Source organism: Gammaproteobacteria bacterium (genome assembly GCA_017999615.1).
Lineage (GTDB): Bacteria > Pseudomonadota > Gammaproteobacteria > JAABTG01 > JAABTG01 > JAGNLM01.
In genome coordinates, this window is the sequence record JAGNLM010000004.1 from 34,645 (window position 1) to 57,929 (window position 23,285).

The following is a 23,285-nucleotide window of genomic DNA, read 5'->3' on the forward strand; positions in this document are numbered from 1 at the left end:
TCCCTACCATCCGAGGTTCCACAGTCAGAGGTATGTAGCGACCAGGACCTCGGCAATCTGAATGCTGTTGAGGGCCGCCCCCTTGCGGACGTTGTCCGAGACGACCCAGAGGTCGATCCCCCGGGGGTGGGAGATGTCCTCGCGGATGCGGCCTACGAAGACCGGGTCCTGGCCGGCCGCCTCGGTCACGGCGGTCGGGTAGCCGCCGGGCTTGCGCTCGTCGACCACCACGATCCCCGGAGCGCCGGTGAGGAGCTCGCGCACCCGCTCGGCGGAGATCTTCTCCCGGGTCTCGATGTGCACGGCCTCCGAGTGGCCGTAGAACACCGGCACGCGCACGGTGGTCGGGTTCACCTGGATGCGGTCGTCCCCCATGATCTTGCGGGTCTCCCACACCATCTTCATCTCCTCTTTCGTATACCCGTTGTCGAGGAAGACGTCGATGTGCGGCAGCACGTTGAAGGCGATCTGCTTCGGATAGACGTGCGCCTCGGCCGGGCGGCCGTTGAGGAGCGCGGCCGTCTGGGTCGCGAGCTCCTCGATGGCCTCCTTGCCGGTGCCCGAAACGGCCTGGTAGGTGCAGACGTTGACCCGCTCGATTCCGACAGCGTCGTAGATGGGCTTCAGGGCGACCAGCATCTGGATGGTCGAGCAGTTCGGGTTGGCGATGATGCCGCGGTTGCGGTAGTCGGCGATCTTCTCCGCGTTGACCTCGGGCACGACGAGAGGGATGTCGTCCTCGTAGCGGAACTGGGAGGTGTTGTCCACCACGACGCAACCCGCCGCGGCCGCCTTCGGTGCGTAGACCGCCGACACGCTGGCCCCCGGAGAGAACAGGCCAACCTGCGCCCGGGAGAAGTCGAACTCGGCGAGGTCGCCGACCGGAACGTCGCGGCCCTGGAACCGGACCGTCTTGCCTGCCGAGCGGCTGCTCGCCAGGGGGTAGAGCTGGCGCACCGGGAACTTCCGCTGCTCCAGGATCTCGATCATCGCCTCACCCACTGCACCCGTCGCACCCACCACTGCCACGTCGAAGGTCCGGTTCATTGCGTTCGAGCCCCTGTTCAGGTTCGGTCTAGAGTGCCGCGATGACGGCGTCGCCCATTTCGACGGTGCCGACCCGGCGCGTGCCCGACGACGCGATGTCGGCGGTGCGCAGCCCCTGGTCCAGCACGCGGCCAACGGCCGTTTCAATGCGCTCCGCCAGGTCCGCTCGGGCGAAACTGTGGCGCAGCATCATGGCCACGGAGAGGATGGTGGCGAGCGGGTTGGCCACACCCTTGCCGGCGATGTCCGGCGCCGAACCGTGGATGGGCTCGTACAGGCCCTTCCCGTGGGCGTCCAGCGAGGCCGAGGGCAGCATGCCGATGGAGCCCGTGAGCATCGAGGCCTGGTCGGAGAGGATGTCGCCGAACAGGTTCCCGGTCACGATGACGTCGAACTGCTTCGGCGCCCGCACCAGCTGCATCGCGGCGTTGTCCACGTACATGTGGGAGAGCTCGACGTCCGGGTAGTCGCGGCCCACCCGCGTGACCACCTCGCGCCAGAACGCGGTGGTCTCGAGCACGTTGGCCTTGTCGACCGAGCAGAGCCGGCGCTTGCGTCCACGGGCCAGCTCGAAGGCGACGCGCGCGATCCTCTCGATCTCGCTCTCCCGGTAGACCATCGTGTTGTAGCCCTGGCGCTCCCCGCTCGGCAGGGTACGGACCCCCCGCGGCTCGCCGAAGTACACGTCGCCGGTCAGCTCCCGCACGATCAGGACGTCGAGCCCGGAGACGACCTCCGGCTTGAGCGTCGAGGCGTCGGCGAGCTGCGGGTAGAGCAGCGCGGGCCGCAGGTTCGCGAAGGCCTCGAGCCCCTTGCGCAGGCCGAGCAGTCCCCTCTCGGGCCGGCGGGACGTCTCGAGGGAGTCCCACTTCGGCCCGCCCACCGCGCCGAGCAGGACGGCGTCCGCCGCCTGGGCACGGGCGAGCACCTCGTCCGGAAGGGGACTGCCGGTCGCGTCGATGGCGGCCCCACCCACCTGGGCGAATTCGAGCCGCACGTCGAGCCCCGCCGTCGCCCGCAGGGCCTCGAGGACCTTCACCGCCTCGGCGACGATCTCCGGCCCGATGCCGTCACCGGGGAGAATTAGAACGGTCTTGCTCATGGTCATGCCCCCCCACCCTGCGCCTTCACGTCCGCGAACAGCCACGGGGCCTCCTGGCGCCGGCGCACCTCGTAGCCGCGGATGGCCTCCGCGTGCTGCAGCGTCAGGCCAATCTCGTCGAGGCCGTTCAGCAGGCAGTGCTTGCGGTAGGAATCGACCTCGAAGTGCAGCACCGCCCCCGCCGGCGTCGCCACGGTCTGCTCCGGAAGGCTCACCGTGAGACGGTACCCCGGCGTCGCCTGCACTTCACGGAACAGGCGGTCCACCTCGTCCTCGGGCAACACGATGGGAAGGATGCCGTTCTTGAAGCAGTTGTTGTAGAAGATGTCGGCGAAGCTCGGGGCGATGAGCGCCCGGAAACCGTAGTCGAGCAGGGCCCAGGGGGCGTGCTCGCGGCTCGACCCGCAACCGAAGTTGGTGCGGGCGAGCAACACCGTGGCCCCCTGGTAGCGCTCCTGGTTCAGCACGAAGGCCGGGTTGAGGGGCCGGGTCGAGCAGTCCTGGCCCGGCTCGCCCCGGTCGAGGTAGCGCCACTCGTCGAAGAGATAGGGGCCGAAGCCGGTGCGGCGGATGGACTTCAGGAACTGCTTGGGAATGATCGCGTCGGTGTCGACGTTGGCGCGGTCGAGAGGAGCGACCAGGCCGGTGTGCTCGGTGAAGGGTTGCATGCGTGGTGTCCGGATGCCTCGAGGGCGCGCTCGCGCGCGCTATCGCTTGAATGTTCAAGGATACCGGAAACCCCAGGGGCCGGCGACTGCGCCACGCCGGGAGGGTGAGCCGGCACGCTGGATGCGCAAGGCATGAGGCCCGCTCCACCCCCCGGGCCCGAGCCCGGCGGCCCGCCCGAGGGAGGGTCCGAGCTGGCCGCCCGCATCCGGGCCTGGGGCCGCGCCCTCGGGCTGCAGGCCATCGGATTCACGGGGGTCGACCCCGGCCCCGCCGAGGCCCACCTCCTGGAGTGGCTCGCGCGGGGCCACCAGGGCGGGATGGACTGGATGGCCCGTCACGGCACCCGCCGCAGCCGGCCCTCGGAGCTCGTCCCGGGCACCCGGACGGTCATCTCCGCGCGCATGGGCTACCTTTCCGCCGTCGCCGCCCCCTCGGCCAAGGTCCTGGCGGACCCGCTGCTCGGCCACGTCTCGCGCTACGCGCTGGGGCGCGATTACCACGAGGTCCTGCGAAGGCGCCTGGGGCAGCTCGCCCTGCGCATCGCCGAGGCCACCGGTCCCTTCGCCCACCGGGTATTCGTGGACAGCGCCCCGGTGCTCGAGAAGCCCCTGGCCGCGCAGGCCGGCCTCGGGTGGGTGGGCAAGCACACCAGTCTGCTGAGCCGGGACGCCGGCTCCTGGTTCTTCCTCGGGGAGATCTACACGGACCTCGAGCTCCCCCACGACGCACCCGGCGGAAGCCACTGCGGCCGCTGCACCGCCTGCATCGACGCCTGCCCGACGGGTGCCATCGTGGCTCCCTACCGCCTGGACGCGCGACGGTGCATCGCCTACCTCACCATCGAGCTGCAGGGCCCCATCCCCGTCGAGATGCGCCCCGGGATGGGCAACCGTATCTTCGGCTGCGACGACTGTCAGCTCGCCTGCCCCTGGAACCGATTCGCGCGGCCCACCCCGGAGGCCGACTTCCTTCCGCGCCACGGCCTGGATGCTCCCCGCCTGTTGGAGCTCTTCGCGTGGACCGAGGAGCAGTTCCGGGAGCGCACCGCCGGAAGCCCCCTGCGCCGCACCGGCTACGAGCGCTGGCTGCGCAACCTCGCGGTCGCTCTCGGCAACGCCCCGACCCGGCCCGAGGTCGTCGAGGCGCTGCGCTGGCGCCAGGGGCACCCCTCGGCCCTCGTCCGGGAGCACGTGCTCTGGGCGCTCGGCCGGCACGAGTCGGCGCACGGCGAATGACCGCCCCCTATCCCCGCTGGCCCATGGAGCGGCCCCCGCCCGTTCCCTATACTGGACTCATTGAGGAGGGTCCGCGATGCAAAAACTGAAGAAGGTCATCGAGAATGCTTACGAGCGGCGGGCCGAGATCACGCCGCGCAACGTGGAGAGCGCCCTCCGGGACGCGGTCGACGCGGTCATCGATCAGCTCGACCGCGGAGAGCTGCGCGTCGCCGAGAAGAAATCGCGGGACTGGGTCCTCAACGAGTGGGTGAAGAAGGCCGTGCTGCTGGCGTTCCGCATCCAGGACAACAATTTCCTGAAGGGCGGCTTCACCAACTACTTCGACAAGTTCCCCTCGAAGTACGCCGCCTTCAACGTGCGGGACTTCCGGGATTCCGGGGTGCGCGTCGTGCCGCCGGCCTCCGCCCGCAAGGGCGCCTACATCGCTCCCGGCATCGTGTTGATGCCCTCCTACGTGAACCTCGGGGCCTACGTCGACAGCGGCACCACGATCGAGACCTGGGCGACGGTCGGCGCGTGCGCCCAGATCGGGAAGAACGTGACACTGTCCCCCGGCGTCGGCATCGGCGGGGTGCTGGAGCCCGCCTCCGCCCGGCCCACCATCGTCGAGGACAACTGCTTCATCGGGGCGCGCTCCGAGGTCGCCGAAGGGGTCATCGTCGGCGAGGGCTCGGTGCTCGCGATGGGTGTGTTCCTCGGCCAGAGCACGCGCATCTACAACCGGGAGACGGGCGAGGTCACCTTCGGACGGGTGCCCCCCGGCTCGGTCGTGGTCCCGGGCAGCCTGCCTTCGGCGGACGGCCGCTACAGCCTGTACGCGGCGGTGATCGTCAAGCAGGTGGACGAGAAGACGCGCGCCAGGGTCGGCGTCCACGAGTTGCTGCAGACGCTCTGAGGCGAGAGGCGGGCGCGCCGCACGAGGCGGCGTCCCGGCGGGCCGCGGCGCACCGGGCAGCGGCTCCCCGGACAGCGGCTCCCGGGGTAGTTGCGCGGCCGGCGCCCGACCCGCCGCCTCAGGGCCGCGGCGCGGCGGGCTTCCGGGTCGTGTCGGCCCCGGCCTGGCAGAGCACGCGCGGGATCCCCTGGGCAACGTACCAGCGCTTGGCCTTCTCGTCGTACCACCACGTCTGGGGCTCGCTCGCCTCGCGCACGACGCCGGTGTCGAGCTCCACGTACGCCAGCGCCGCCCGCACCTGGGCCTCGTCGAGGTTCGGCCCGAACTGCACGTCGCGGGGCTGGAAACTGCTCACCCGCACGTCGGTGCGCGGCACGCAGGGCTGGGGAGGCGGATCCCCCGGGCGCGGCCGGATCGCGCTGGCCGCGGTGTCGAAATAGGCCCAGCGCAGGGCAGAGCCGTAGTTGCGGAGCGTGAGGTCGAAATCCATCGTCCGCGCCGTCTCGTGGACCGCGCAGCCTGCGAGGCCGAGCGGCACCAGCAGAAGCCCGAGCATGCGGTTCGTCATGGGTGAGAGCACCTGAAGTCACGAACGCGTGAAGAACGCGGTGGCCATCTTAACCGGCGGGGAGGCCCTGCCGCGAATCACCCGAAGTCCCGCGAGCGCGCCTGCAAGGTGCCGATGAGCGCACTCAGGTCCTCCAGCCGGCTCGCCACCACGTGCACCACCGCCCCCTCGCGCTCCACCGTCCCCGTGACGGCCAGCAGGCGGGACGCCAGCAGGGCCTGGCGCTGACGCTCGGCGAGGCGCGGCCACACCACCAGGCTCAGGGTGCCGGTCTCGTCCTCCAGCGTCACGAAGGTGACCCCCGAGGCCGTCACCGGGCGCTGGCGACAGGTGACCAACCCCGCGGTCCGCACGCGCGCGCCCGGTGCCAGCCCGTTCACCACCGAGGCCGGGAGCAGGCGCCTCCTCCCCAGGGAGGGGCGCAGGAGGGCCATGGGATGCCGGCCCAGGGTGAGCCCGAGGCTCGCGTAGTCGGCCAGCAGGTCGTCGGCCTCCCCCGGCACCGGCAGGTCGGGCTCGACTTCCTTCTCGGGCAGCCCCGCCAGGAGCGGCGGCGGCTCCGCCACGCCGAGGACCGCCCAGCGCGCCCGGTGCCGGTCGCCCGCGAGACCCGCGAGCGCACCCGCGGCAGCCAGGGCCTCCAGGTCCCTGCGCTCGAGCCCCGCCCGCCGGGCCAGGTCCGACACGCCCTGGAGCGACGCCCGTTGGCGCGCCTCGACGACCCTCTGGGCGCCCACCCGCGAGAGCCCCTTCACCATCCGCAGGCCGAGCCGCACGGCCGGCCCCTTCGATGCCGTCGGCCCTTCGAGGGTGCAGTCCCAGTCGCTCACGGTCGCGTCCACCCCGCGCACCTCGACCCCGTGGCGGCGCACGTCCTGGACGACCTGGGACGGGCCATAGAAGCCCATGGGCTGGCTGTTCAACAGGGCTGCGGCGAAGGCCGCCGGCTCGTGGCACTTGAGCCAGGCCGAGACGTAGACCAGCAGCGCGAAGCTCGCGGCGTGGGATTCCGGGAAGCCGTATTCGCCGAACCCCAGGATCTGCTGGAAGATGCGCTCGGCAAACTCCTCCGCATAGCCGCGCGCGCGCATCCCCTCGACGAGGCGGACCCGGAAGGGCTCGAGTCCGCCCTTGCGGCGCCACGCCGCCATGGAGCGGCGCAGGCCATCGGCCTCCCCTGGCGTGAACCCCGCCGCGACCACCGCGAGCTTCATCACCTGCTCCTGGAAGATGGGCACGCCCAGGGTGCGCTCGAGCACCCCGCGCACCGCCGGGCTCGGGTAGGTCACCGGCTCGGCCCCCTGCCGGCGGCGCAGGTAGGGGTGGACCATCCCGCCCTGGATCGGCCCGGGGCGCACGATCGCGACCTCGATCACCAGGTCGTAGAACGTGGCGGGCCGCAGGCGCGGCAGCATCGCCATCTGGGCCCGGGACTCGATCTGGAACACGCCCACCGTGTCGGCCCGCTGGATCATCGCGTAGACCCGCGGGTCCTCGGCCGGAATGTTGTCCAGGCCGAGGGGGTGCGGCACCCCGCTCCCGGCGGGCGGTGCGCCGCCCCAGGCGGAGCGATAGCCGTTCACCAGGTCGAGGGCGCGGCGGATCGCCGAGAGCATGCCCAGGGCCAGCAGGTCGACCTTGAGCAGGCCCAGGGCGTCGAGGTCGTCCTTGTCCCACTGGATGACCGTTCGCCCCGGCATGGCCGCGTTCTCGATCGGGACCAGCCGCGAGAGCGGGCCCCGCGAGACCACGAAGCCGCCCACGTGCTGGGAGAGGTGGCGGGGAAAGCCCACGAGGTCGCGGACCACGCGGGCCAGACGGTCCAGCACGGGACTTCGTGGGTCGAGACCCACCTCGGCGAGCCGCTCGTCCGCCAACGGCTTGCCGTCCCACCAGTGCAGGGACTTCGCCAGGCGGTCGACCTGCTCGGGGGCCAGCCCGAGCGCCTTGCCCGCGTCGCGCACCGCGCTGCGGGGCCGGTAGGTGGTGACCGAGCCCGTGAGCGCGGCCCGGTCCCGGCCGTACTTGCCGTACACGTACTGGATCACCTCTTCGCGCCGCTCGTGCTCGAAATCCACGTCGATGTCGGGCGGCTCGCCGCGCTCGCGCGAGATGAAGCGCTCGAAAAGCATCTGCGATCGCGCGGGGTCGACCTCGGTGATCCCGAGGCAGAAGCAGACCGCGGAGTTGGCCGCCGAGCCCCGGCCCTGGCACAGGATCCCCCGGCCCCGGGCGAAGCGGACGATGTCGTGCACGGTGAGGAAATAGGGCTCGTAGGCGAGCTCGGCGATGAGGGCGAGCTCGTGCTCCACGAGCCCCCACACCCTCCGGGGCGCACCGTCCGGCCACCGGGCGCGCATCCCCTCCTCCGTCAGCCGGCGCAGGTGACTCGTCGGTGTCTCGCCCGGCGGCACCAGCTCCTCCGGGTACTCGTAGCGCAGGCACTCGAGGGAGAGCTCGCAACGCCCGGCCACGGCGACGGACTCGGCCAGGAGCGCGGGCGGGTAGAGGCGCTCGAGCACCTCCCGCGGGCGCAGGTGGCGCTCCCCGTTGGGGTACAGGGCGTATCCCGCCTCGGCCAGCGGCACCCCCAGACGGATGGCCGTGAGCGTGTCCTGCAGTTCCCGGCGTCCCCGCTCGTGCATGTGCACGTCGCCCGCGGCGACCGCCGGCAGACCGGCCGCCCCGGCGAGGGCCTGGCAGTGCGCGAGCCATCGGCGGTCGCCGGGACCCCGGGAGAGCTCGACCGCGAGCCAGGCGCGGCCGGCAAAGCACTCGGCCACCCGCCGGGCCTCGGCCGCGGTCGTGCCCGAGCTGGGAAGCAGCAGCGCGAGGCAGCCCGGAAGCCCCCCGCCGAGGTCCGCCCACTCCAGTCGATAGCCCCCCTTCACGGACTGCCGCCGGCCGAGGGTGACGAGCTGCGACAGGTTGCCGTAGCCGTCCCGATCGGTCGCGAGCAGGACGAGCGCCGGTCCGTCGGCGAGCCGCACCTCGCTGCCGATCAGGAGCTTCAGCCCCCTCGCCTTCGCCGCTCCGTGGGCACGCACCACACCGGCGAGCGAGCATTCGTCGGTCAGGGCCAGGGCCTCGTAACCGAGCTCGGCCGCCCGTTCCACCAGTTCCTCGGGGTGCGAGGCCCCCCGCAGGAAGGTGAAGTTGCTGAGACAATGCAGCTCGGCGTAGGGCAGTGTCATCGAAGCCGTTTACCTCTCCGCGCCTCCGCGCCTCCGCGCCTCTGCGGTAGACCCGGCAACCGCTCAACCGAACAGGCCGTGCAGGAACCAGCCGTGGGGCGGGGACCGGTCACGGTAGACCCAGAGACGCTCGCCGGCCTCGCTCTCGGCCACGTAGTAATCTCGGGCGACGTCCTCGCCGTCCCACCACCCCCCCTCGATGCGCTCCGGTCCCTCCCGCAGCGCGAGCGCCCCACCCCAGCGGGGCCGGCCCTCCGAGGTTTCGAGGGCCCGCGGCGCGTCCAGGAGCCAGAGGGGCCGCCGTCCGGGGCGGGGTCCCCCCGTTCCCCCTTCCCCCGCGCGGGGACACCAGGCCCGCTCCGGACGGTGGTCCGGGAGCGCGGACAGGCCGTGGACGGCCTCGGGGCCCAGGCGCACCCGGAGACGGTCGATCAGCTGCTGCCAACCCTCCTCGGAGCGCTCGGCCGCATCGAACAGGTCGAGGCTGCGCCCCGCCAGGTGAACGACGCGGTCCGCCTTCAGGGCAAGGCCCTCCACCGGGGAGGGCAAGAGCACCTGCCGCACGCGCTCGCGCAGGAGCAGCTGCAGATGGGGGGCGCTCCGGGAGGGACCCGCCAGGCCGATGTCCAGGCAAGTGGCGGGACCCCTGGCGTGCTCGAGCACGACGGTCACCCGCTCGACCGCCCCCGCCACTGCCCGCAGGTAGCCCGCGAGGTCCAGGATCAGCCGGTTCAGCGGGAAGAGGAGCTCCTCGGCGTCAACCGCCTCGCCCGGCAAGCGCAGGCGGGCCGAGAAGGTACGCGGGGGCACCCAGGACTCGCGCGGGTCGGGCACCGTGCCGAGCGCCCGGTCCAGGAGGCCGAGCACCTCGTTTCCCAGGCGGCGCCCGAGACCGTCCCGGGGCAAGCGCAGGAGGTCCCCGAGGGACAGGACCCCCAGACCGGCAAGGGTCTCCAGGGTTTCGGCAGCCAGCTCCGTACAGGTCAGGGGGAGCGGCGCCAGGCGTTCCCGCAGACGGCCTTCGTCCACCTGCACTTCCGGCCTGCCTGCGCGCGCCAGCAGCCAGGCACCGCCCGGCGTGGGGGCCACCGCCAGGACGGACCGATACCCCATCCCCGCCAGACCCGCCGCCACCGCGCCCCGAAGCGCATCGATCCCGCCGAAGAGGTCCAGGCTGCCCCCCACTTCCAGGAGGAGTCCGCGAGCGGGCATCAAGCTTACAAACGACGTGAACTGTACAGCCCAACTACCTATATTACTTACCGCTTCTTCTTCCGCTCCCCGGTCCCGCTCCAGCACCCGCAGGTGCGGCGCCAGGGCCCAGGCCGCCGGCAGGCTCAGTCCGGGGCGGACCCCGAGGGAGCGGGCGCCCTCGTTGACGGCGACGAGGCGCCGGCGCCCTCCCCGGCCTTCCACCACGGCGAGGGACGACCCCGGCGCAGAGACCCGGCCGAGCAGGTCCAGCGACAGGTCCGGCAGATAGGCCGCGAGCCAGAGCACCGGTGGTACACCCTCACTCGACGGGCACCAGCAGGCTGCCGGAGGGACCCCGCCCCCGGCATTTGAGCAAGCGAACGGCCAACCCCTGCCCCGAAGGCTCCAGCAACAGGCGCAGGCGCGCCGGCGAGGGCACGTCCGCGTGGCGGTGGGAGCGGAACACGATCCCCAGGGTCCGGCCTTCCTCGGCGGCGAGTTGCAGGCGACGCAGGGTCCGGTCGTCTGCCGGCCGCTCCCGCGGCCAGGCCAGAACCGCCCCGCACAACCCCGAGCGCAGGACCTGCTCGGCCGCCCAGAAGACGTCCCCCGCCGCCCGCACCACCAGCAGGCGCGAGAGATCGAGACCCCCGCCCATCAGCGCGGGCGCATAGGGGACGTGGGGGGGATCGACCCAGGCGGTGCGCCGGCCCTGCCCGACGAGCCGCGCCAGCGCGGGGAGCAGGAGACTCACCTCCCCGATCCCGGCGTGTCTCGCCAGGACCTCCACCAGCCCCTCCTGCGGCCACCCCCCGCCCGGCAAGGCCCGGTCGAGTCCCGGCCACCCCGTCGGCACCGCCGCGCCGGACACCGCAGGCCCCTGGCGGCCGCGCCACAGGTCGGGACGCTGGAGAAGGCTGTCGAGGGCGCCCGTCATCGGCAGTCCGGAACCGGCGAACGGCGATCTCCCTGGGGGATGCCCCGCATCTACGGCGCCTCACCGTTGCGGATGAGCCCCACCCCCAATCCCTCGAGGACGAGCGGCTGGCGCTCCAGATCCACCTCGATGGGGGAGAAATCGGGATTGGCGGGCAACAACCAGACCCGCCGCCCCTCCCGCCGCAGGCGTTTGACGGTGACCTCGTCGCCGAGGCGGGCCACCACGACACTCCCGTCCCCCGCCTCCGGCGTGCGGTGCACGGCCAGCAGGTCGCCGTCCAGGATGCCGGCATCCCGCATGCTCATCCCCCTCACCCGCAGGAGGTAATCCGCGCGCGGCCGGAACAGCCTGGGGTCGATCTGGTAGCGGGCCTCGATGTGCTCCTGGGCCAGGATGGGGCTGCCCGCCGCGACCCGCCCGACCACCGGCAGCCCCGTCCCCCCGCGCAGGCGGATGCCGCGGGAGGCGCCTGCCAGGACCTCCAGGACGCCCTTGCGCGCCAGGGCGCGCAGGTGCTCTTCCGCGGCGTTCACCGATCGATAGCCCATGGCCGAGGCAATCTCGGACCGGGTGGGCGGCAAGCCGTGCTCCCGGACGAAGTCCTGGATGAACTGGAACACGGCTTGCTGCCTTGGCGTCAGGTCGGACATGGCCTCTCCGGAGACTGTAAATATATACAGTCATCCCAAGAACGCAAGACTGGCAGGGACGCGTTCCCGGGCCGGCGATGCCCCTCGTTCCAGGGAAGCTTGTTCCGAGAGCCCAGGTCCATTAGAATTCCCTTATATGTCAAGCGGAGGACTGCCCTCCGCGCGCACCGACCAGGGAGATGGCAGCAAGCAGCGGGGCAAGGATGCCCACTTTGCCCGGGAGGCAATCGCCTCCCGTTTTTTTTTGCCCGTGCCACGACTATCCTGGCCAGCGAATGGAGAGGAGCCCCTCCCCCGCGATGCCCGGCACCCCCGCCCAACCGCTGCCGGCCACGCCCCCCGCGCCCCCTGACCACCGGCTCTCCGTGGCGCCGATGCTGGACCTCACGGATCGGCACGCCCGCTATCTGATGCGCCTGCTGACGCGCCGCACCCTGCTCTACACCGAGATGGTCACGACGGGGGCGCTCCTGCGAGGGGATGCGGCCCGCCACCTGGACCACGATCCGGCGGAGCACCCCCTGGCGCTCCAGCTCGGGGGCAGCGAGCCCGCGGACCTCGCGGCCTGTGCCCGCCTCGGCGCCCGCTGGGGGTACGACGAGATCAACCTCAACGTCGGCTGCCCGAGCCCGCGCGTGCGCTCGGGCGCCTTCGGGGCCTGCCTGATGAACGAACCGGGGACCGTGGCGGATTGCGTGCGCGCCATGGCCGACGCCTCGCCGGTGCCGGTGACGGTCAAGACCCGCGTGGGCGTGGACCACCGGGACTCCTACGAGGAGCTCGCCGAGCTCGTGGCCACCGTTGCCGAGGCCGGCTGCCGGACGTTCATCGTGCACGCCCGCAAGGCCTGGCTCTCCGGGCTGAGCCCGGCGGAGAATCGCAGCGTCCCGCCGCTGCGATACGACCTGGTCTACCGGCTGAAACGCGATTTCCCGGACCTGCGGGTGGTCCTGAACGGCGGAGTCACCAGCCTCGCCTCGGCCCTGGGGCACCTCGAGCACGTGGACGGCGTGATGATTGGCCGGGCCGCCTACGAGGACTGCTACCTGCTCTCCGAGGCGGACCAGGTCATCTTCGGCGAGCCGGGGCCCGGCCCGAGCCGCGAAGAGGTCGTGCAGGCCTACCTCCCCTACGTGGAGCGAGAGCTCGCCCGGGGCGTTCCCCTTGCGAGGATGACCCGCCACCTCTTCGGCCTCTTCCACGCCCAGCCAGGCGCCCGGGCCTGGCGCAGGCACCTGACGGAAGGGGCGGCACACCCGGAGGCCGGGGCCGAGGTGGTCCACGAGGCGGTCCGCCGCCAGGGTGGGCTGGACGCGCCCCCCCGGCGCCAGAACCCAGCGACCGACACCGGGTCGAACCCACGAGACTGAACTGGAAGCCCTGCCATGCGCGACGCCACTCCCCGCACCACCCACCTGCAGGATTACGCACCCCCGCCCTACCGCGTGGAGACCGTCGAGCTGCGCTTCGAGCTCGGCGAGGGGACGACCCGGGTGGGCTCCACGCTGAGGCTCCGGCGCGACCCGTCGGCCGCGCCCGGCACGCCACTGGTGCTCGACGGGCAGGACCTGGAGCTGCTCGCCCTCGCCCTCGACGGCGTGCCCCTCGAGCCGGGCCGCTACCGGACGGACCCCGGGTCGCTCACCGTCGAGGACGTCCCCGAGAGCTTCACGCTCACGGTCGAGACCCGCATCCGCCCCGAGGAGAACACGGCGCTCGAGGGGCTCTACCGGGTGGGAGGCCTGTACTGCACCCAGTGCGAGGCGGAGGGGTTCCGCAAGATCACCTATTTCCCCGACCGGCCGGACGTGATGGCCCGCTACACGACCACCCTCGTGGCCAACCGTGAGGCCTGCCCCGTGCTGCTCTCGAACGGCAACCCCGTCGAGCGCGGGGAGCTCGGCGACGGGCGCTACTGGGTGCGGTGGGAGGACCCGTTCCCCAAGCCCTCCTACCTCTTCGCCCTGGTCGCCGGCAGGCTGGTCGAGGTGTCCGGCAGCTTCGTCACCCGCTCGGGGCGCGAGGTGGCGCTGCGCATCTACGTCGAGCCCCGGAACGCCGACCAGTGTGCCCACGCCCTGCGCTCCCTGCAGGAAGCGATGCGCTGGGACGAGGAGGTCTTCGGGCGCGAGTACGACCTGGACATCTACATGATCGTCGCGGTCGACAGCTTCAACATGGGGGCGATGGAGAACAAGGGCCTGAACGTCTTCAACTCGAAGTACGTGCTGGCCCGGCCGGACACCGCCACCGACGCGGATTATTCCGGGATCCAGGGTGTCATCGCCCACGAGTACTTCCACAACTGGACCGGGAACCGCGTCACCTGCCGGGACTGGTTCCAGCTGAGCCTGAAGGAGGGACTCACGGTCTTCCGCGACCAGGAGTTCTCGGCCGACAGGAACAGCCGCCCGGTGAAGCGGATCGCCGACGTGCGCCGCCTGCGCACCCACCAGTTCGCCGAGGACGCGGGCCCCATGGCGCACCCGGTGCGCCCGGAGTCCTACATCGAGATCAACAACTTCTACACCTCCACGGTCTACGAGAAGGGGGCCGAGGTGGTCCGCATGGCCCACACCCTGCTCGGGCGCGAGCGCTTCCGCCGAGGCATGGATCTCTACTTCGCGCGCCACGACGGCCAGGCGGTGACCATCGAGGATTTCCTCGGTGCCCTGGAGGACGCCAACGGCGCGGACCTGGGCCAGTTCCGGCTCTGGTACAGCCAGGCCGGCACGCCGGAGGTGGGCGTGCGCGAGGCCTACGACCCGGCGGCGCACACCTTCGAGCTGACCCTCTCCCAGCGCTGTCCGCCCACGCCGGGACAGCCCGCCAAACGGCCGATGCACATCCCGGTCGCCCTGGGGCTCCTCGGGGCGCGCGGTGAGGACCTTCCCCTGCGGCTCGAGGGCGAGCCCAGCGCGGGCGGGACCACCAGGGTCCTCTCCTTGCGGGAGGCCGAGCAGACCTTCCGCTTCGTCGACGTTCCCGCGCGTCCCGTGCCCTCGCTGTTCCGGGGCTTCTCGTCCCCGGTGCGCCTGCGCGCCGAGCAGGGCGACGAGGACCTCGCCTTCCTGATGACGCACGACTCGGACGCCTTCAACCGCTGGGACGCGGGCCAGCGGCTGGCCACGCGCGTGCTCCTCGCGCTCAGCGCGGACGCCCGGGCCGGGCGCCCGCTCCACTGCCCCGAGCACCTGGTGCGCGCCTTTCGCCGGGTGCTCGAGGGGAGCGCCGCCGACCCCGCCTTCGCCGCCGAGGCCCTGACCCTGCCCGGCGAGTCCTATCTGATGGACGAGATGGCGGTGGCCGACCCGGAAGCCGCCCACGGCGCGCGGGAGTTCCTGCGGGGCGCACTGGCCACCGGGCTCGCGGAACCGCTCGCGGTGACCTACCACGTCCACCGGGGCGGCGGACCCTATCGGGTCGAGCCCCGGGAGATGGGGCGAAGAGCGCTTCGGAATCTCTGCCTCGCCTACCTCGCGGAGGTCCCGGGGCCGGCCCGCGCGGCGCTCGCCGTGGAGCAGTTGCGGCAGGCCGACAACATGACCGACACCGTGGGCGCCCTCGGGGTGCTCGCGAACCTGGACGTCCCCGAGCGGGCCGAGGCCCTCGACGCCTTCTACCGGCGCTGGCACCCGGACCCCCTGGTCGTCGACAAGTGGTTCAGCCTGCAGGCCACCTCGCGCCTGCCCGGCACCCTCGCCGAGGTCCAGCGCCTGCTCGGGCACCCGGCCTTCGAGCTCCGCAACCCCAACCGTGTGCGGGCGCTCGTGGGCGCCTTCGCCCAGGGCAACCCCGTCCGCTTCCACGCCGCCTCGGGCGAGGGCTATGCCTTCCTCGCCGACCGGGTGCTGGAGCTCGACCCCCTGAACCCCCAGGTGGCGGCGCGGATGCTGGGCCCCATGACCCGCTGGAGGCGCTTCGACCCGGCCCGCCAGGCGCTCCTGCGCACCCAGCTCGAGCGCGTGCTCGGGCGCCCCGGCCTGTCCAGGGACGTGTTCGAGGTGGCCTCGAAGAGCCTGGCTGAATGAAGAGGAGCCTGGCCGACCGGGTCTAGGGCCGGTGACCGGCCGCGTAGGTGGCGATGAAGTCCGCCACCTCCTCCGGTCGCCCCAGGTCCAGGACCGGAACCTGGGGGCGCGGGTCGAGGGGGCCGTCGGTCGCCACCGCGATCACGTGGGGGTCCTGGGGGTAGAGCGGCGGCCGACCCAGGGCGGACCGATAGAGCTCGATCTTGGGAAAGGCCTCGTGCTTGAAGCCCTCGACCAGGATCAGGTCGACCTCGCCCGGGTCGAAGCGGGCCAGCAGGTCTGCGAGCGCAGGGTCTGCCCCGGCGGGGGTCTCGCCCATCATCGCCCAGCGCATGCTTGAGGCCACCAGGACCGGTGAGGCGCCCGCGGCGCGGAGCTCGTAGCTGTCCTTGCCGGGGGTGTCCACCTCGATGGCGTGGTGGCTCTGCTTGAGGAGCCCGACCCGCAGGCCGCGCTGGCTCAGCATGGGCAGGACCGCCACGAGCAGAGTGGTCTTGCCGGTGCCGCTCCAGGCCGCGACGCCCAGCACGGGCACACCGATGTCCAACGGGCCGCTTGACACTTCCGCTCCCTCCCGATTCGTCTTACGCCCGCGGGCCCCGGCGCCGTACCGCGCTCAGCCCGAAAGCCCCGACAGGCGCCGCTCGATCGCCGCCCGCTCCTCGGGCGTGTTGACGTTCGCGAAGACCTCTCCCCGTGCGGAGAAGTCGGCAGTCACCAGGCGGTGCCGGGCGTACCAGACCTGGACCTTGCGCTCCCCCGCGGCCAGGTACTCCCCCAGGTCGCCGAGGAGCCGGCAGGACAGCAGGGCGAAGGCCTGCTGCATCCGCTCGCCGTCGTGGGCCACGGCGATGTCGGCGCCCTCGCCCCTCAGCGCCCGGTACAGCACCGCGGCCAGGTCGCCGGGGACCAGCGGGGCGTCGCAAGGCACGGTGAGCAGGTAGGGGGAGCGCGCGACGCGCATCGCGCTGGCCACTCCCGCGAGCGGCCCCCAGAAGTCCCCCACCGCGTCCGCGACCACCGGGTATCCCAGCGCCTCGTAGCGCTCCCGATTGCGGTTGGCACTCAGCACCACCGCGCCGACCTGGGGCTGCACCGCCTGGAGCACGTGCTCCACCATCGGACGACCCGCCAGCGGGACGAGGCCCTTGTCCTCCCCCCCCATGCGGCGGCCCCGTCCACCCGCGAGCACGACGGCCGTGACCTGGCCACGCACCTCGGCGAAGGGGGGGGGTTGGGGCAGTGCAGGTCCCATGGAGGTGCCGAGTCCCGGGTCAGACCGGAACGATCCCCTGGATCTCGATCCCGCTCGCGGCCACCACCTCGTGCGCGGTCTCGGCGTGCTCGCGCGCGACCTGCACGCAGGCCCCGCAGTCCGAGCTCAGGTGCCGCGGCACGGGGATCATCCGGCAGGGCACGCCCCGGGCGGTCAGCAGCCTCTCGATGCGCACGGCATGGCTCGTCGAGTGAACCAGGATGACGACGTGGCCACTATCGCTCATCGCACCCCCGCCGCCAATCTCCCGACCGCCTCCAGCGCGTCAGCCACCTCCGCGGACGTATTGAAGGTCCCCAGTCCGAAGCGCACCGTCCCCCCGGGGAAGGTCCCGAGCGTGCGGTGCGCCGCCGGCGAGCAGTGCAGCCCCACACGGCAGAGCACTCCGTGCTCCTCGTCCAGCCGGAGCCCCACCTCCGATGGTGCGAGCCCTGCGATGTTGAGCGAGACGGTAGCGGTCTGCCGCCCCGCGTCCCGAGGACCGTACACCACCACCCCGGGAATCGCGGAGAGTCCGGCCAGCAGTTCGGCCGTGAGCCCCCGCTCGTGGTCGCGGATCGCCCCCACCCCCCGCGCCAGGACCCAGCGCACCGCCGCAGCGAGTCCGGCGAGCCCCACCGCGTTCGGGGTACCGCTCTCGCACCGGTCCGGGAGGAACTCCGGCTGCTCCTCCCGCTCCGAGCGGCTGCCGGTGCCCCCGTACTTGAGCGGCGTGAGCGCGGCGGCGTCCACCCGCTCCCCGACCACGAGCCCACCCGTCCCCATCGGGCCGCAGAGGGACTTGTGTCCCGAGAAGGCCAACAGGTCGATCGCCTGCGCCTCGACGTCGATCGGCACGGCACCCGCCGTCTGGGCCGCGTCCAGCAGGAACAAGACCCCGCGCCGGCGGGCGAGCCGGCCAACCTCCTCGACCGGCAGGAGCGTGCCGCAGACGTTCGAGGCGTGCGTGAGGACGATCATCCGCGTGGCGGGAGCGAGCGCGGCCTCCAGGGCCGCCACGTCGAGCTCACCCGCCGCCGAACAGGGCACCACCGTCACCGCCACACCCTGCGCCTCGAGCGCGCGCAGGGGGCGCATCACGGAGTTGTGCTCCAGGCTGGACGTGACCACGTGGTCGCCGGGGCGCAACAGCCCCAGGAGGGCCAGATTGAGCGCCTCGGTCGCGTTGGCCCCGAACACCACCCGCAGGGGGTCGGCGGCGTGGAAGAGCTCTGCCACCGCCTCGCGCGCCCCGTACACGACCCGGGCCGCCTCCACCGCCAGGCGGTGCCCCGCGCGCCCCGGGTTGGCGCCTACCTCCGCCAGGAACCGGGCCATCGCCTCGGCGACACAGGGCGGCTTCGGCCAGGAGGTGGCTGCGTTGTCGAAGTAGACCATGGCGAGCGGGGCGCCGGGCCGCCAGGTGTCCCGCGGCCCGGCGCCCTCTCCTCCTGTTTCCCTATTTCCGGATCGTGAGCTTGAACCCGTCCCCTGCCGGTTCCACGTCGACCGAGCAGCCCGCCATGCGCGCGATGCGGCGCACGTTCTCGCGCGAGGTCACCGTGTCCACCACCACCTCGATTGGAAACTGGCCCGCCTGGATCGCCTCGCGGGCCATCATCGCCGGCTGCGGACAGGAGAGCCCCCGGGCATCCACTTCGATGAAGTTCATCGCGCACCTCCCCTGGACACCTTCTCGCGCATGGTGAAGCCCATCAGGACGGTGGCCACCAGACCCAGGACCACCGCCCCCATGCCGTAGACGGTCAGGCCGCCCACTTTCACGACCCCCTCCACGACCGTGTCGGGGGTGCCGGCCAATCCGAAATTGTGCGCAATCCCGGCCCCGACGATCATCCCCAGCACGAACACGGCCGCGTCACCGTCCCCCTCCCCTGCGAGGAAGAGTTGCCGCCCGGGGCAGCCGCCAGCGAGCGCGAACGCGAGGCCAGCGAGCACCATCCCGAGGAAATTCCAGAAGTAATCGCTGTGGGCCACCGGCTGGGGCGAGAACCCGAAACTCACCTGGCCGAGGTACAGGTTGGTGGCGAACGCGACCACCAGCAGCGCGACGAGGCCGCTCAGCAGGTGCGTGTCGCGCATCAGCATGACGTCGCGCACCGCACCCATGGTGCAGAAACGGGTGCGCTGGGCCAGGATGCCGATGAAGAGCCCCGCACCCAGCGCGATCCACAACGGCGCGTGCATCGAGCCCGGCCCACTCTTGCTGAAGAAGATCGGCCCGTCCTTCGTGAACGTCGGCTCGAAGACGAGGAGCGCCAGCAAGCCAACCATGAGAAGGGGCAGGACCCAACCGACGGCCGTGTGGGTCTTCTGGGCGCGGCCGAGGTTGAAGCCCGCCTTGAGGAACTGCACGCCGACCGCGATGCCGGTCACGAGCCCCGCGAGGCCGAGGACCGCGTTCAGGTCACCGCCGGCGAGGCGCAGCACCGCCCGCCAGGGGCAACCGAGGAAGGCGAGCGCCCCGATCATGGCGAACACGCCGAGCACGAAGCGGACGATCGGCGCCGACCCGGCGCGGGCCCGGAACTCGCGGAAAAGATAGGCCGCGACCAGCGCCCCGAGCACGAATCCGATGATCTCGGGACGGATGTACTGCACGACGGCGGCGCGATGGAGCCCGAGCGCGCCGGCGATGTCGCGCTCGAAGCAGGCCACACAGATCCCCATGTTCTTCGGGTTTCCCAGGTACTGAAGCAGTGGGGCCAGAACGCCAATGGCCGTCCCGGCCAGGATGATGCCCCACCCCGACGCAAAGAACCGCGTCATTGCGGACATGACTTGCCTCTCTTCGGTCGTTTCATTGCGCGGCACGCGCGCCGGGTTCCGCCGTCACGCGGCGGATGGGGTCACCCACGGGGGCGCCATGGGGTGCGGACCGGAACAGCCCGCCGGAGTGTCGGCGGCAGGGTCGCGGGGCGCCCAGGGGCTCGAGTGCGAACCGTAGTCCATCGCCTGCAGCGGGGTCAATCGAAAGTTGTCATGCCAGCACGCGGGGTCCCCGCGGAACGCCCCGCGCTGGGCCCGCAGGGCGGGGGCGCCGGCAAGCCGTTGGCCGTGCGAATGGCACGAAGCCCTCCCTGGCGCTAGCATCTGCGCCTGGGCCCCTCGCGGGCGAGAATCCAGTCCATGTGCCCCGCATCCCCCGTATCCCCCCTGCCGGCAGTCCACCGGGTCCTCGCGCTGCCGGAGGCCGGTCCCCTCACCGAGCGCTTCGGCCACACGGCGGTGACCGAGTCGGTGCGCGCCGTCCTCGCGGAGGCCCGGCGCCAGCTGACGGGCGGAGCAGACCACCCGAGGCACGACGTCGATGCCGCCTCAGTCCTCGCCCGGGCGCGGGAGAGCCTCGAGGCGGGGGCCCAACCGTCGCTGCGGCGGGTGTTCAACCTGACGGGCACCGTGCTCCACACCAATCTCGGGCGGGCCCTCCTCCCGGCCGAGGCGGTCGAGGCAGTCGCTGCCGTGCTCGCCCGCCCCTCGAACCTGGAGTACGACCTGGAGCGGGGACGCCGGGGTGACCGGGACGACCACGTGGAGGGCCTGCTGCGCGAGATCACGGGGGCCGAGGCCGCCACCGTGGTCAACAACAACGCCGCGGCGGTGTTCCTCTGCCTGAACACCCTGGGCCTGCGCCGGGAGGTGTTGGTATCGCGAGGCGAGCTGGTGGAGATCGGCGGCTCGTTCCGGGTGCCCGACATCATGGCCCGGGCTGGCTGCCGGCTGCGGGAGGTGGGAACGACGAATCGGACCCACCGCCGGGATTTCGAGGAGGCGCTCGGGCCCCGCACCGCGCTCGTCATGAAGGTCCACACGAGCAACTACGAGGTGCAGGGCTTCACCGCCTCCGTCCCTGAGCCAGAGCTGGCCGCCCTGGCCCACGAGCACGGAATCCCGTTCGTCGTGGACCTGGGGAGCGGCAGCCTCCTGCACCTCGAGGACTGGGGCCTGCCGGCCGAGCCGACCCCTCGGGACACCCTCGCCCACGGGGCGGACCTCGTCACCTTCAGCGGGGACAAGCTGCTCGGTGGACTGCAGGCCGGTCTCGTCGTGGGGCGCAGGGACCTGGTGGCCCGGGTGAAGAGGAACCCGCTCAAGCGGGTCCTGCGGGTCGGGAAGGAGACGCTGGCCGCCCTCGAGGCCATCCTGCGCCTCTACCGGGACCCGGACCGGCTCACCGAGCGCCTGCCCACGCTGCGCCTGCTGACGCGCCCCGAGGCCGACATCCGCGGCGCGGCCGAGCGCCTTCGCCCCGCACTCGCCCGGGCGCTCGAGGGCATCGCGGTGGTGGAGGTCGCGCCCTGCTCGAGCCAGGTGGGCAGCGGGTCGCTTCCGGTCGACCGCCTGCCGAGCGCCTGCCTCGCCCTGACACCGGCGCGCCGGCGCCAGGGCGAAGGCACGGCGTTGAAGCGCCTGGAGAAGGCCCTGCGAGCGCTGCCCGTTCCGGTCGTGGGGCGCGTCGGCGACGGCGCCCTGCGCCTCGACCTCCGTTGCCTCGAGCCGGCCGACGAGCCGGCGTTCATCGGCCAGCTCGGGCAGCTCGCCCAGGCCCTCGCGGGGTGAGCGCCCCATGCTGATCGGCACCGCCGGACACATCGACCACGGCAAGACGGCCCTGGTCAAAGCCCTGACGGGCGTCGACGCCGACCGCCTGCCCGAAGAGAAGGCCCGCGGCATCACCCTCGACCTCGGCTATGCCTACGTGCCCCTGCCCGACGGCACGGTTCTCGGCTTCGTCGACGTCCCGGGCCACGAGCGGCTGGTGCACAACATGCTCGCGGGCGCGACGGGCATCGACTTCGTGCTCCTCGTGGTGGCGGCGGACGACGGCCCCATGCCCCAGACCCGCGAGCACCTGGAGATCCTCGACCTCCTGGGGCTCGCCCGGGGCGCCGTGGCCCTGAACAAGACGGACCTGGTGGACACGAGTCGGCTGGCAGCGGCCACGGCCGAGGTGGAGGCGCTGCTCGCCGGTACCGGACTCGCCGGCAGCCCCATCTTTCCCGTGTCCGCCCGCACCGGCGAGGGGATCGAGGTCCTGCGCCGCCACCTCGAGGCGGCCGTGGCCTCCACTCCCGCGCGGGAGACCCGCGGGCGGTTCCGTCTCGCCATCGACCGCTCGTTCACGCTGGCCGGCGCGGGTACGGTCGTCACGGGCACGGTGTTCTCGGGTGTCGTGCGCGTGGGCGACCGGCTGACGCTCTCCCCCGCCGGGACCGCAGTCCGCGTGCGCAGCCTTCACGCCCAGAACCGCCCGGCCGACGAGGGCCGGGCCGGGCAGCGCTGTGCACTGAACCTCTCCGGCGTGGAGCGCGAGGAGGTCCACAGGGGCGAGTGGGTGCTTGACCCCGCCCTCCACGCCCCGAGCCCCCGGCTCGACGGGCGGATGCGGCTCCTGCCCACCGAAGCGCGGCCCATCAAGCACTGGGCCCCCGTGCACGTCCACCTGGCGGCCGAGGACGTGACCGGCCGGCTCGCGCTCCTCGACAGGGAAGAGCTCGAGCCGGGCGACGAGGCGCCCGTGCAGCTGGTTCTCGATCGTCCCGTCGGGGCCCTGCACGGTGACCGCTTCATCCTGCGCGACCAGTCGGCCACCCGGACGATCGGGGGCGGCAGGGTGCTCGACCCGTTCCCTCCAACCAGGGGCCGTCGCGCCCCGGAGCGTCTCGCCCTGCTGAGCGCCCTGGACGCCGACGACTCGGTGGCGGCGCTCTCCGGAATGCTCCAGGCGACGACCAGGGCCATCGATCTCGACCGTTTTGCCCTCGCATGGAACCTGCGGACGGAGGAGCTGGAAGGCCTCCTCGGCACGCTCGACGCCGTGCGTGTCGACTCGGGGGGCGTGCGCATGGCGCTTCCCCGCACACGCTGGGACCGGCTGAAGCAGGCCGTTTTGGATGCCCTCGGCGCCGAGCACGAGCGTGTCCCCGAGAACCTCGGACCCAACGCGGAGCAGCTTCGCCGCCTGGCCTCCCCGGCGCTGGACCGGGCGGTCTTCGCCCGACTGGTCGAGGAGCTCCGGCAGGCCGGCGCGCTCACGCGCTCGGGGCCCTGGCTGCACCTCCCGGGGCACCGGCTGCGCCTCTCGCCATCCGAACAGATGCTGTGGGACCGGGTACGCCCCTTGCTGCGCGTGGAGCCCTACCAGCCGCCCAGGGTGCGGGACCTCGCCCACCGGCTGGGGGTGGCCGAGGCAGTCGTACGGCTCACCCTGCGGCGCGTAGCGGCCATGGGCGACGCCTACCAGGTGGCCCACGATCACTTCTACCTGCCCGTCAGCCTCCAGGAACTCGCCGCCATCGCCCTGCGGCTCTCGCAAGAGGAATCCGGGCTGCACGCCGCCGTGTTTCGCGACCAGATCGGGACGGGCCGCAAGATCGCGATCCAGATCCTGGAGTTCCTCGACCGGTCGGGCTTCACACGGCGGGTGGGCGACCAACACCGAGTGGTCCAGCCCGAGCTCTTCTCCGGGCTGTCCTAGGGA

The 23,285-nt window shown here is 72.3% G+C and carries 20 protein-coding genes; 6 read left to right on the plus strand and 14 right to left on the minus strand.

The window, feature by feature from the left end; genetic code table 11:
• Positions 1-24 precede the first annotated feature (24 nt).
• From KA217_05620 to leuD, 3 genes are read right to left on the minus strand one after another with little or no spacing between them, the layout of a single operon-like run.
• Positions 25-1,047, minus strand: a complete 1,023-nt coding sequence (locus KA217_05620; protein MBP7711930.1) for an aspartate-semialdehyde dehydrogenase — start codon at positions 1,045-1,047, stop codon at positions 25-27.
• Between the two features lie 28 nt (positions 1,048-1,075).
• Positions 1,076-2,149, minus strand: coding sequence for a 3-isopropylmalate dehydrogenase (gene leuB / locus KA217_05625; GenBank protein ID MBP7711931.1), 1,074 nt, complete (start codon positions 2,147-2,149; stop codon positions 1,076-1,078).
• A 2-nt stretch (positions 2,150-2,151) separates the two neighbouring features.
• Positions 2,152-2,817, minus strand: a complete 666-nt coding sequence (gene leuD, locus KA217_05630; protein ID MBP7711932.1) for a 3-isopropylmalate dehydratase small subunit — start codon at positions 2,815-2,817, stop codon at positions 2,152-2,154.
• Between the two features lie 132 nt (positions 2,818-2,949).
• Between leuD and queG the strand changes: the two genes are divergently transcribed.
• Positions 2,950-4,053 (plus strand): tRNA epoxyqueuosine(34) reductase QueG, encoded by a 1,104-nt coding sequence (gene queG, locus KA217_05635; GenBank protein ID MBP7711933.1) that lies wholly within the window; start codon positions 2,950-2,952, stop codon positions 4,051-4,053.
• Positions 4,054-4,129: 76 nt separating this feature from the next.
• Positions 4,130-4,951, plus strand: a complete 822-nt coding sequence (dapD, locus tag KA217_05640) for a 2,3,4,5-tetrahydropyridine-2,6-dicarboxylate N-succinyltransferase (GenBank protein MBP7711934.1) — start codon at positions 4,130-4,132, stop codon at positions 4,949-4,951.
• A gap of 118 nt (positions 4,952-5,069) precedes the next feature.
• Here the strand turns inward: dapD and KA217_05645 are convergent, their stop codons facing one another.
• The 5 genes from KA217_05645 to lexA form a co-directional block, all read right to left on the minus strand.
• Positions 5,070-5,519 carry a hypothetical protein gene (locus KA217_05645; GenBank protein ID MBP7711935.1) on the minus strand — a complete coding sequence of 150 codons (450 nt, stop codon included), beginning with the start codon at positions 5,517-5,519 and terminating at the stop codon, positions 5,070-5,072.
• Between the two features lie 77 nt (positions 5,520-5,596).
• Positions 5,597-8,713, minus strand: coding sequence for an error-prone DNA polymerase (locus tag KA217_05650; protein MBP7711936.1), 3,117 nt, complete (start codon positions 8,711-8,713; stop codon positions 5,597-5,599).
• A 63-nt stretch (positions 8,714-8,776) separates the two neighbouring features.
• On the minus strand, positions 8,777-10,213 hold the full coding sequence (locus tag KA217_05655; protein MBP7711937.1) for a DNA polymerase Y family protein: 1,437 nt from the start codon (positions 10,211-10,213) through the stop codon (positions 8,777-8,779).
• A gap of 13 nt (positions 10,214-10,226) precedes the next feature.
• Positions 10,227-10,844 carry a translesion DNA synthesis-associated protein ImuA gene (gene imuA / locus KA217_05660; protein MBP7711938.1) on the minus strand — a complete coding sequence of 206 codons (618 nt, stop codon included), beginning with the start codon at positions 10,842-10,844 and terminating at the stop codon, positions 10,227-10,229.
• A 50-nt stretch (positions 10,845-10,894) separates the two neighbouring features.
• Positions 10,895-11,497 carry a transcriptional repressor LexA gene (gene lexA / locus KA217_05665; GenBank protein MBP7711939.1) on the minus strand — a complete coding sequence of 201 codons (603 nt, stop codon included), beginning with the start codon at positions 11,495-11,497 and terminating at the stop codon, positions 10,895-10,897.
• A gap of 299 nt (positions 11,498-11,796) precedes the next feature.
• Here lexA and dusA point away from each other — a divergent pair, with 299 nt between their 5' ends.
• Together dusA and pepN are read left to right on the plus strand one after the other, a co-directional pair.
• The gene (gene dusA, locus KA217_05670) at positions 11,797-12,867 is read left to right on the plus strand and encodes a tRNA dihydrouridine(20/20a) synthase DusA (GenBank protein ID MBP7711940.1); all 1,071 of its coding nucleotides are present in this window, start codon (positions 11,797-11,799) and stop codon (positions 12,865-12,867) included.
• A gap of 15 nt (positions 12,868-12,882) precedes the next feature.
• Positions 12,883-15,528 carry an aminopeptidase N gene (gene pepN / locus KA217_05675; protein ID MBP7711941.1) on the plus strand — a complete coding sequence of 882 codons (2,646 nt, stop codon included), beginning with the start codon at positions 12,883-12,885 and terminating at the stop codon, positions 15,526-15,528.
• A gap of 22 nt (positions 15,529-15,550) precedes the next feature.
• Here pepN and mobB read toward each other — a convergent pair whose 3' ends face one another.
• The 6 genes from mobB to KA217_05705 all read right to left on the minus strand — a co-directional run bounded on the left by mobB (position 15,551) and on the right by KA217_05705 (position 19,582).
• The gene (gene mobB / locus KA217_05680) at positions 15,551-16,069 is read right to left on the minus strand and encodes a molybdopterin-guanine dinucleotide biosynthesis protein B (protein ID MBP7711942.1); all 519 of its coding nucleotides are present in this window, start codon (positions 16,067-16,069) and stop codon (positions 15,551-15,553) included.
• Between the two features lie 75 nt (positions 16,070-16,144).
• Positions 16,145-16,783 (minus strand): molybdenum cofactor guanylyltransferase, encoded by a 639-nt coding sequence (mobA, locus tag KA217_05685; protein ID MBP7711943.1) that lies wholly within the window; start codon positions 16,781-16,783, stop codon positions 16,145-16,147.
• Between the two features lie 19 nt (positions 16,784-16,802).
• Positions 16,803-17,030, minus strand: a complete 228-nt coding sequence (locus tag KA217_05690) for a DUF3343 domain-containing protein (GenBank protein MBP7711944.1) — start codon at positions 17,028-17,030, stop codon at positions 16,803-16,805.
• On the minus strand, positions 17,027-18,181 hold the full coding sequence (locus tag KA217_05695) for an aminotransferase class V-fold PLP-dependent enzyme (protein MBP7711945.1): 1,155 nt from the start codon (positions 18,179-18,181) through the stop codon (positions 17,027-17,029). Before KA217_05695 ends, KA217_05690 begins: the two co-directional genes overlap by 4 nt.
• Positions 18,182-18,242: 61 nt before the next feature.
• Positions 18,243-18,455, minus strand: coding sequence for a sulfurtransferase TusA family protein (locus KA217_05700; protein MBP7711946.1), 213 nt, complete (start codon positions 18,453-18,455; stop codon positions 18,243-18,245).
• A complete protein-coding gene (locus tag KA217_05705; GenBank protein ID MBP7711947.1) occupies positions 18,452-19,582 on the minus strand; it encodes a YedE-related selenium metabolism membrane protein in 1,131 nt (376 codons plus the stop codon). The genes KA217_05700 and KA217_05705 overlap by 4 nt, the downstream gene beginning before the upstream one ends.
• A 351-nt stretch (positions 19,583-19,933) precedes the next feature.
• Here KA217_05705 and KA217_05710 point away from each other — a divergent pair, with 351 nt between their 5' ends.
• Together KA217_05710 and selB are read left to right on the plus strand one after the other, a co-directional pair.
• The gene (locus KA217_05710; protein ID MBP7711948.1) at positions 19,934-21,364 is read left to right on the plus strand and encodes an L-seryl-tRNA(Sec) selenium transferase; all 1,431 of its coding nucleotides are present in this window, start codon (positions 19,934-19,936) and stop codon (positions 21,362-21,364) included.
• A 7-nt stretch (positions 21,365-21,371) separates the two neighbouring features.
• Entirely contained in the window at positions 21,372-23,282 is a 1,911-nt protein-coding gene (selB, locus tag KA217_05715) for a selenocysteine-specific translation elongation factor (protein MBP7711949.1), read from the plus strand.
• Positions 23,283-23,285: the final 3 nt, after the last annotated feature.

What these genes read in the sequence shown, in the direction of transcription:
- mobA (MBP7711943.1), bottom strand. Translation starts at nt 16,783, where the DNA reads ATGGGACCTGCACTGCCCCAACCCCCCCCCTTCGCCGAGGTGCGTGGC.
- dapD (MBP7711934.1), top strand. Translation starts at nt 4,130, where the DNA reads ATGCAAAAACTGAAGAAGGTCATCGAGAATGCTTACGAGCGGCGGGCC.
- imuA (MBP7711938.1), bottom strand. Translation starts at nt 10,844, where the DNA reads ATGACGGGCGCCCTCGACAGCCTTCTCCAGCGTCCCGACCTGTGGCGC.
- leuB (MBP7711931.1), bottom strand. Translation starts at nt 2,149, where the DNA reads ATGAGCAAGACCGTTCTAATTCTCCCCGGTGACGGCATCGGGCCGGAG.
- KA217_05620 (MBP7711930.1), bottom strand. Translation starts at nt 1,047, where the DNA reads ATGAACCGGACCTTCGACGTGGCAGTGGTGGGTGCGACGGGTGCAGTG.
- KA217_05690 (MBP7711944.1), bottom strand. Translation starts at nt 17,030, where the DNA reads ATGAGCGATAGTGGCCACGTCGTCATCCTGGTTCACTCGACGAGCCAT.
- KA217_05705 (MBP7711947.1), bottom strand. Translation starts at nt 19,582, where the DNA reads ATGTCCGCAATGACGCGGTTCTTTGCGTCGGGGTGGGGCATCATCCTG.
- lexA (MBP7711939.1), bottom strand. Translation starts at nt 11,497, where the DNA reads ATGTCCGACCTGACGCCAAGGCAGCAAGCCGTGTTCCAGTTCATCCAG.
- KA217_05700 (MBP7711946.1), bottom strand. Translation starts at nt 18,455, where the DNA reads ATGAACTTCATCGAAGTGGATGCCCGGGGGCTCTCCTGTCCGCAGCCG.
- pepN (MBP7711941.1), top strand. Translation starts at nt 12,883, where the DNA reads ATGCGCGACGCCACTCCCCGCACCACCCACCTGCAGGATTACGCACCC.
- KA217_05645 (MBP7711935.1), bottom strand. Translation starts at nt 5,519, where the DNA reads ATGACGAACCGCATGCTCGGGCTTCTGCTGGTGCCGCTCGGCCTCGCA.
- KA217_05710 (MBP7711948.1), top strand. Translation starts at nt 19,934, where the DNA reads ATGTGCCCCGCATCCCCCGTATCCCCCCTGCCGGCAGTCCACCGGGTC.
- queG (MBP7711933.1), top strand. Translation starts at nt 2,950, where the DNA reads ATGAGGCCCGCTCCACCCCCCGGGCCCGAGCCCGGCGGCCCGCCCGAG.
- dusA (MBP7711940.1), top strand. Translation starts at nt 11,797, where the DNA reads ATGCCCGGCACCCCCGCCCAACCGCTGCCGGCCACGCCCCCCGCGCCC.
- leuD (MBP7711932.1), bottom strand. Translation starts at nt 2,817, where the DNA reads ATGCAACCCTTCACCGAGCACACCGGCCTGGTCGCTCCTCTCGACCGC.
- selB (MBP7711949.1), top strand. Translation starts at nt 21,372, where the DNA reads ATGCTGATCGGCACCGCCGGACACATCGACCACGGCAAGACGGCCCTG.
- KA217_05650 (MBP7711936.1), bottom strand. Translation starts at nt 8,713, where the DNA reads ATGACACTGCCCTACGCCGAGCTGCATTGTCTCAGCAACTTCACCTTC.
- KA217_05695 (MBP7711945.1), bottom strand. Translation starts at nt 18,181, where the DNA reads ATGGTCTACTTCGACAACGCAGCCACCTCCTGGCCGAAGCCGCCCTGT.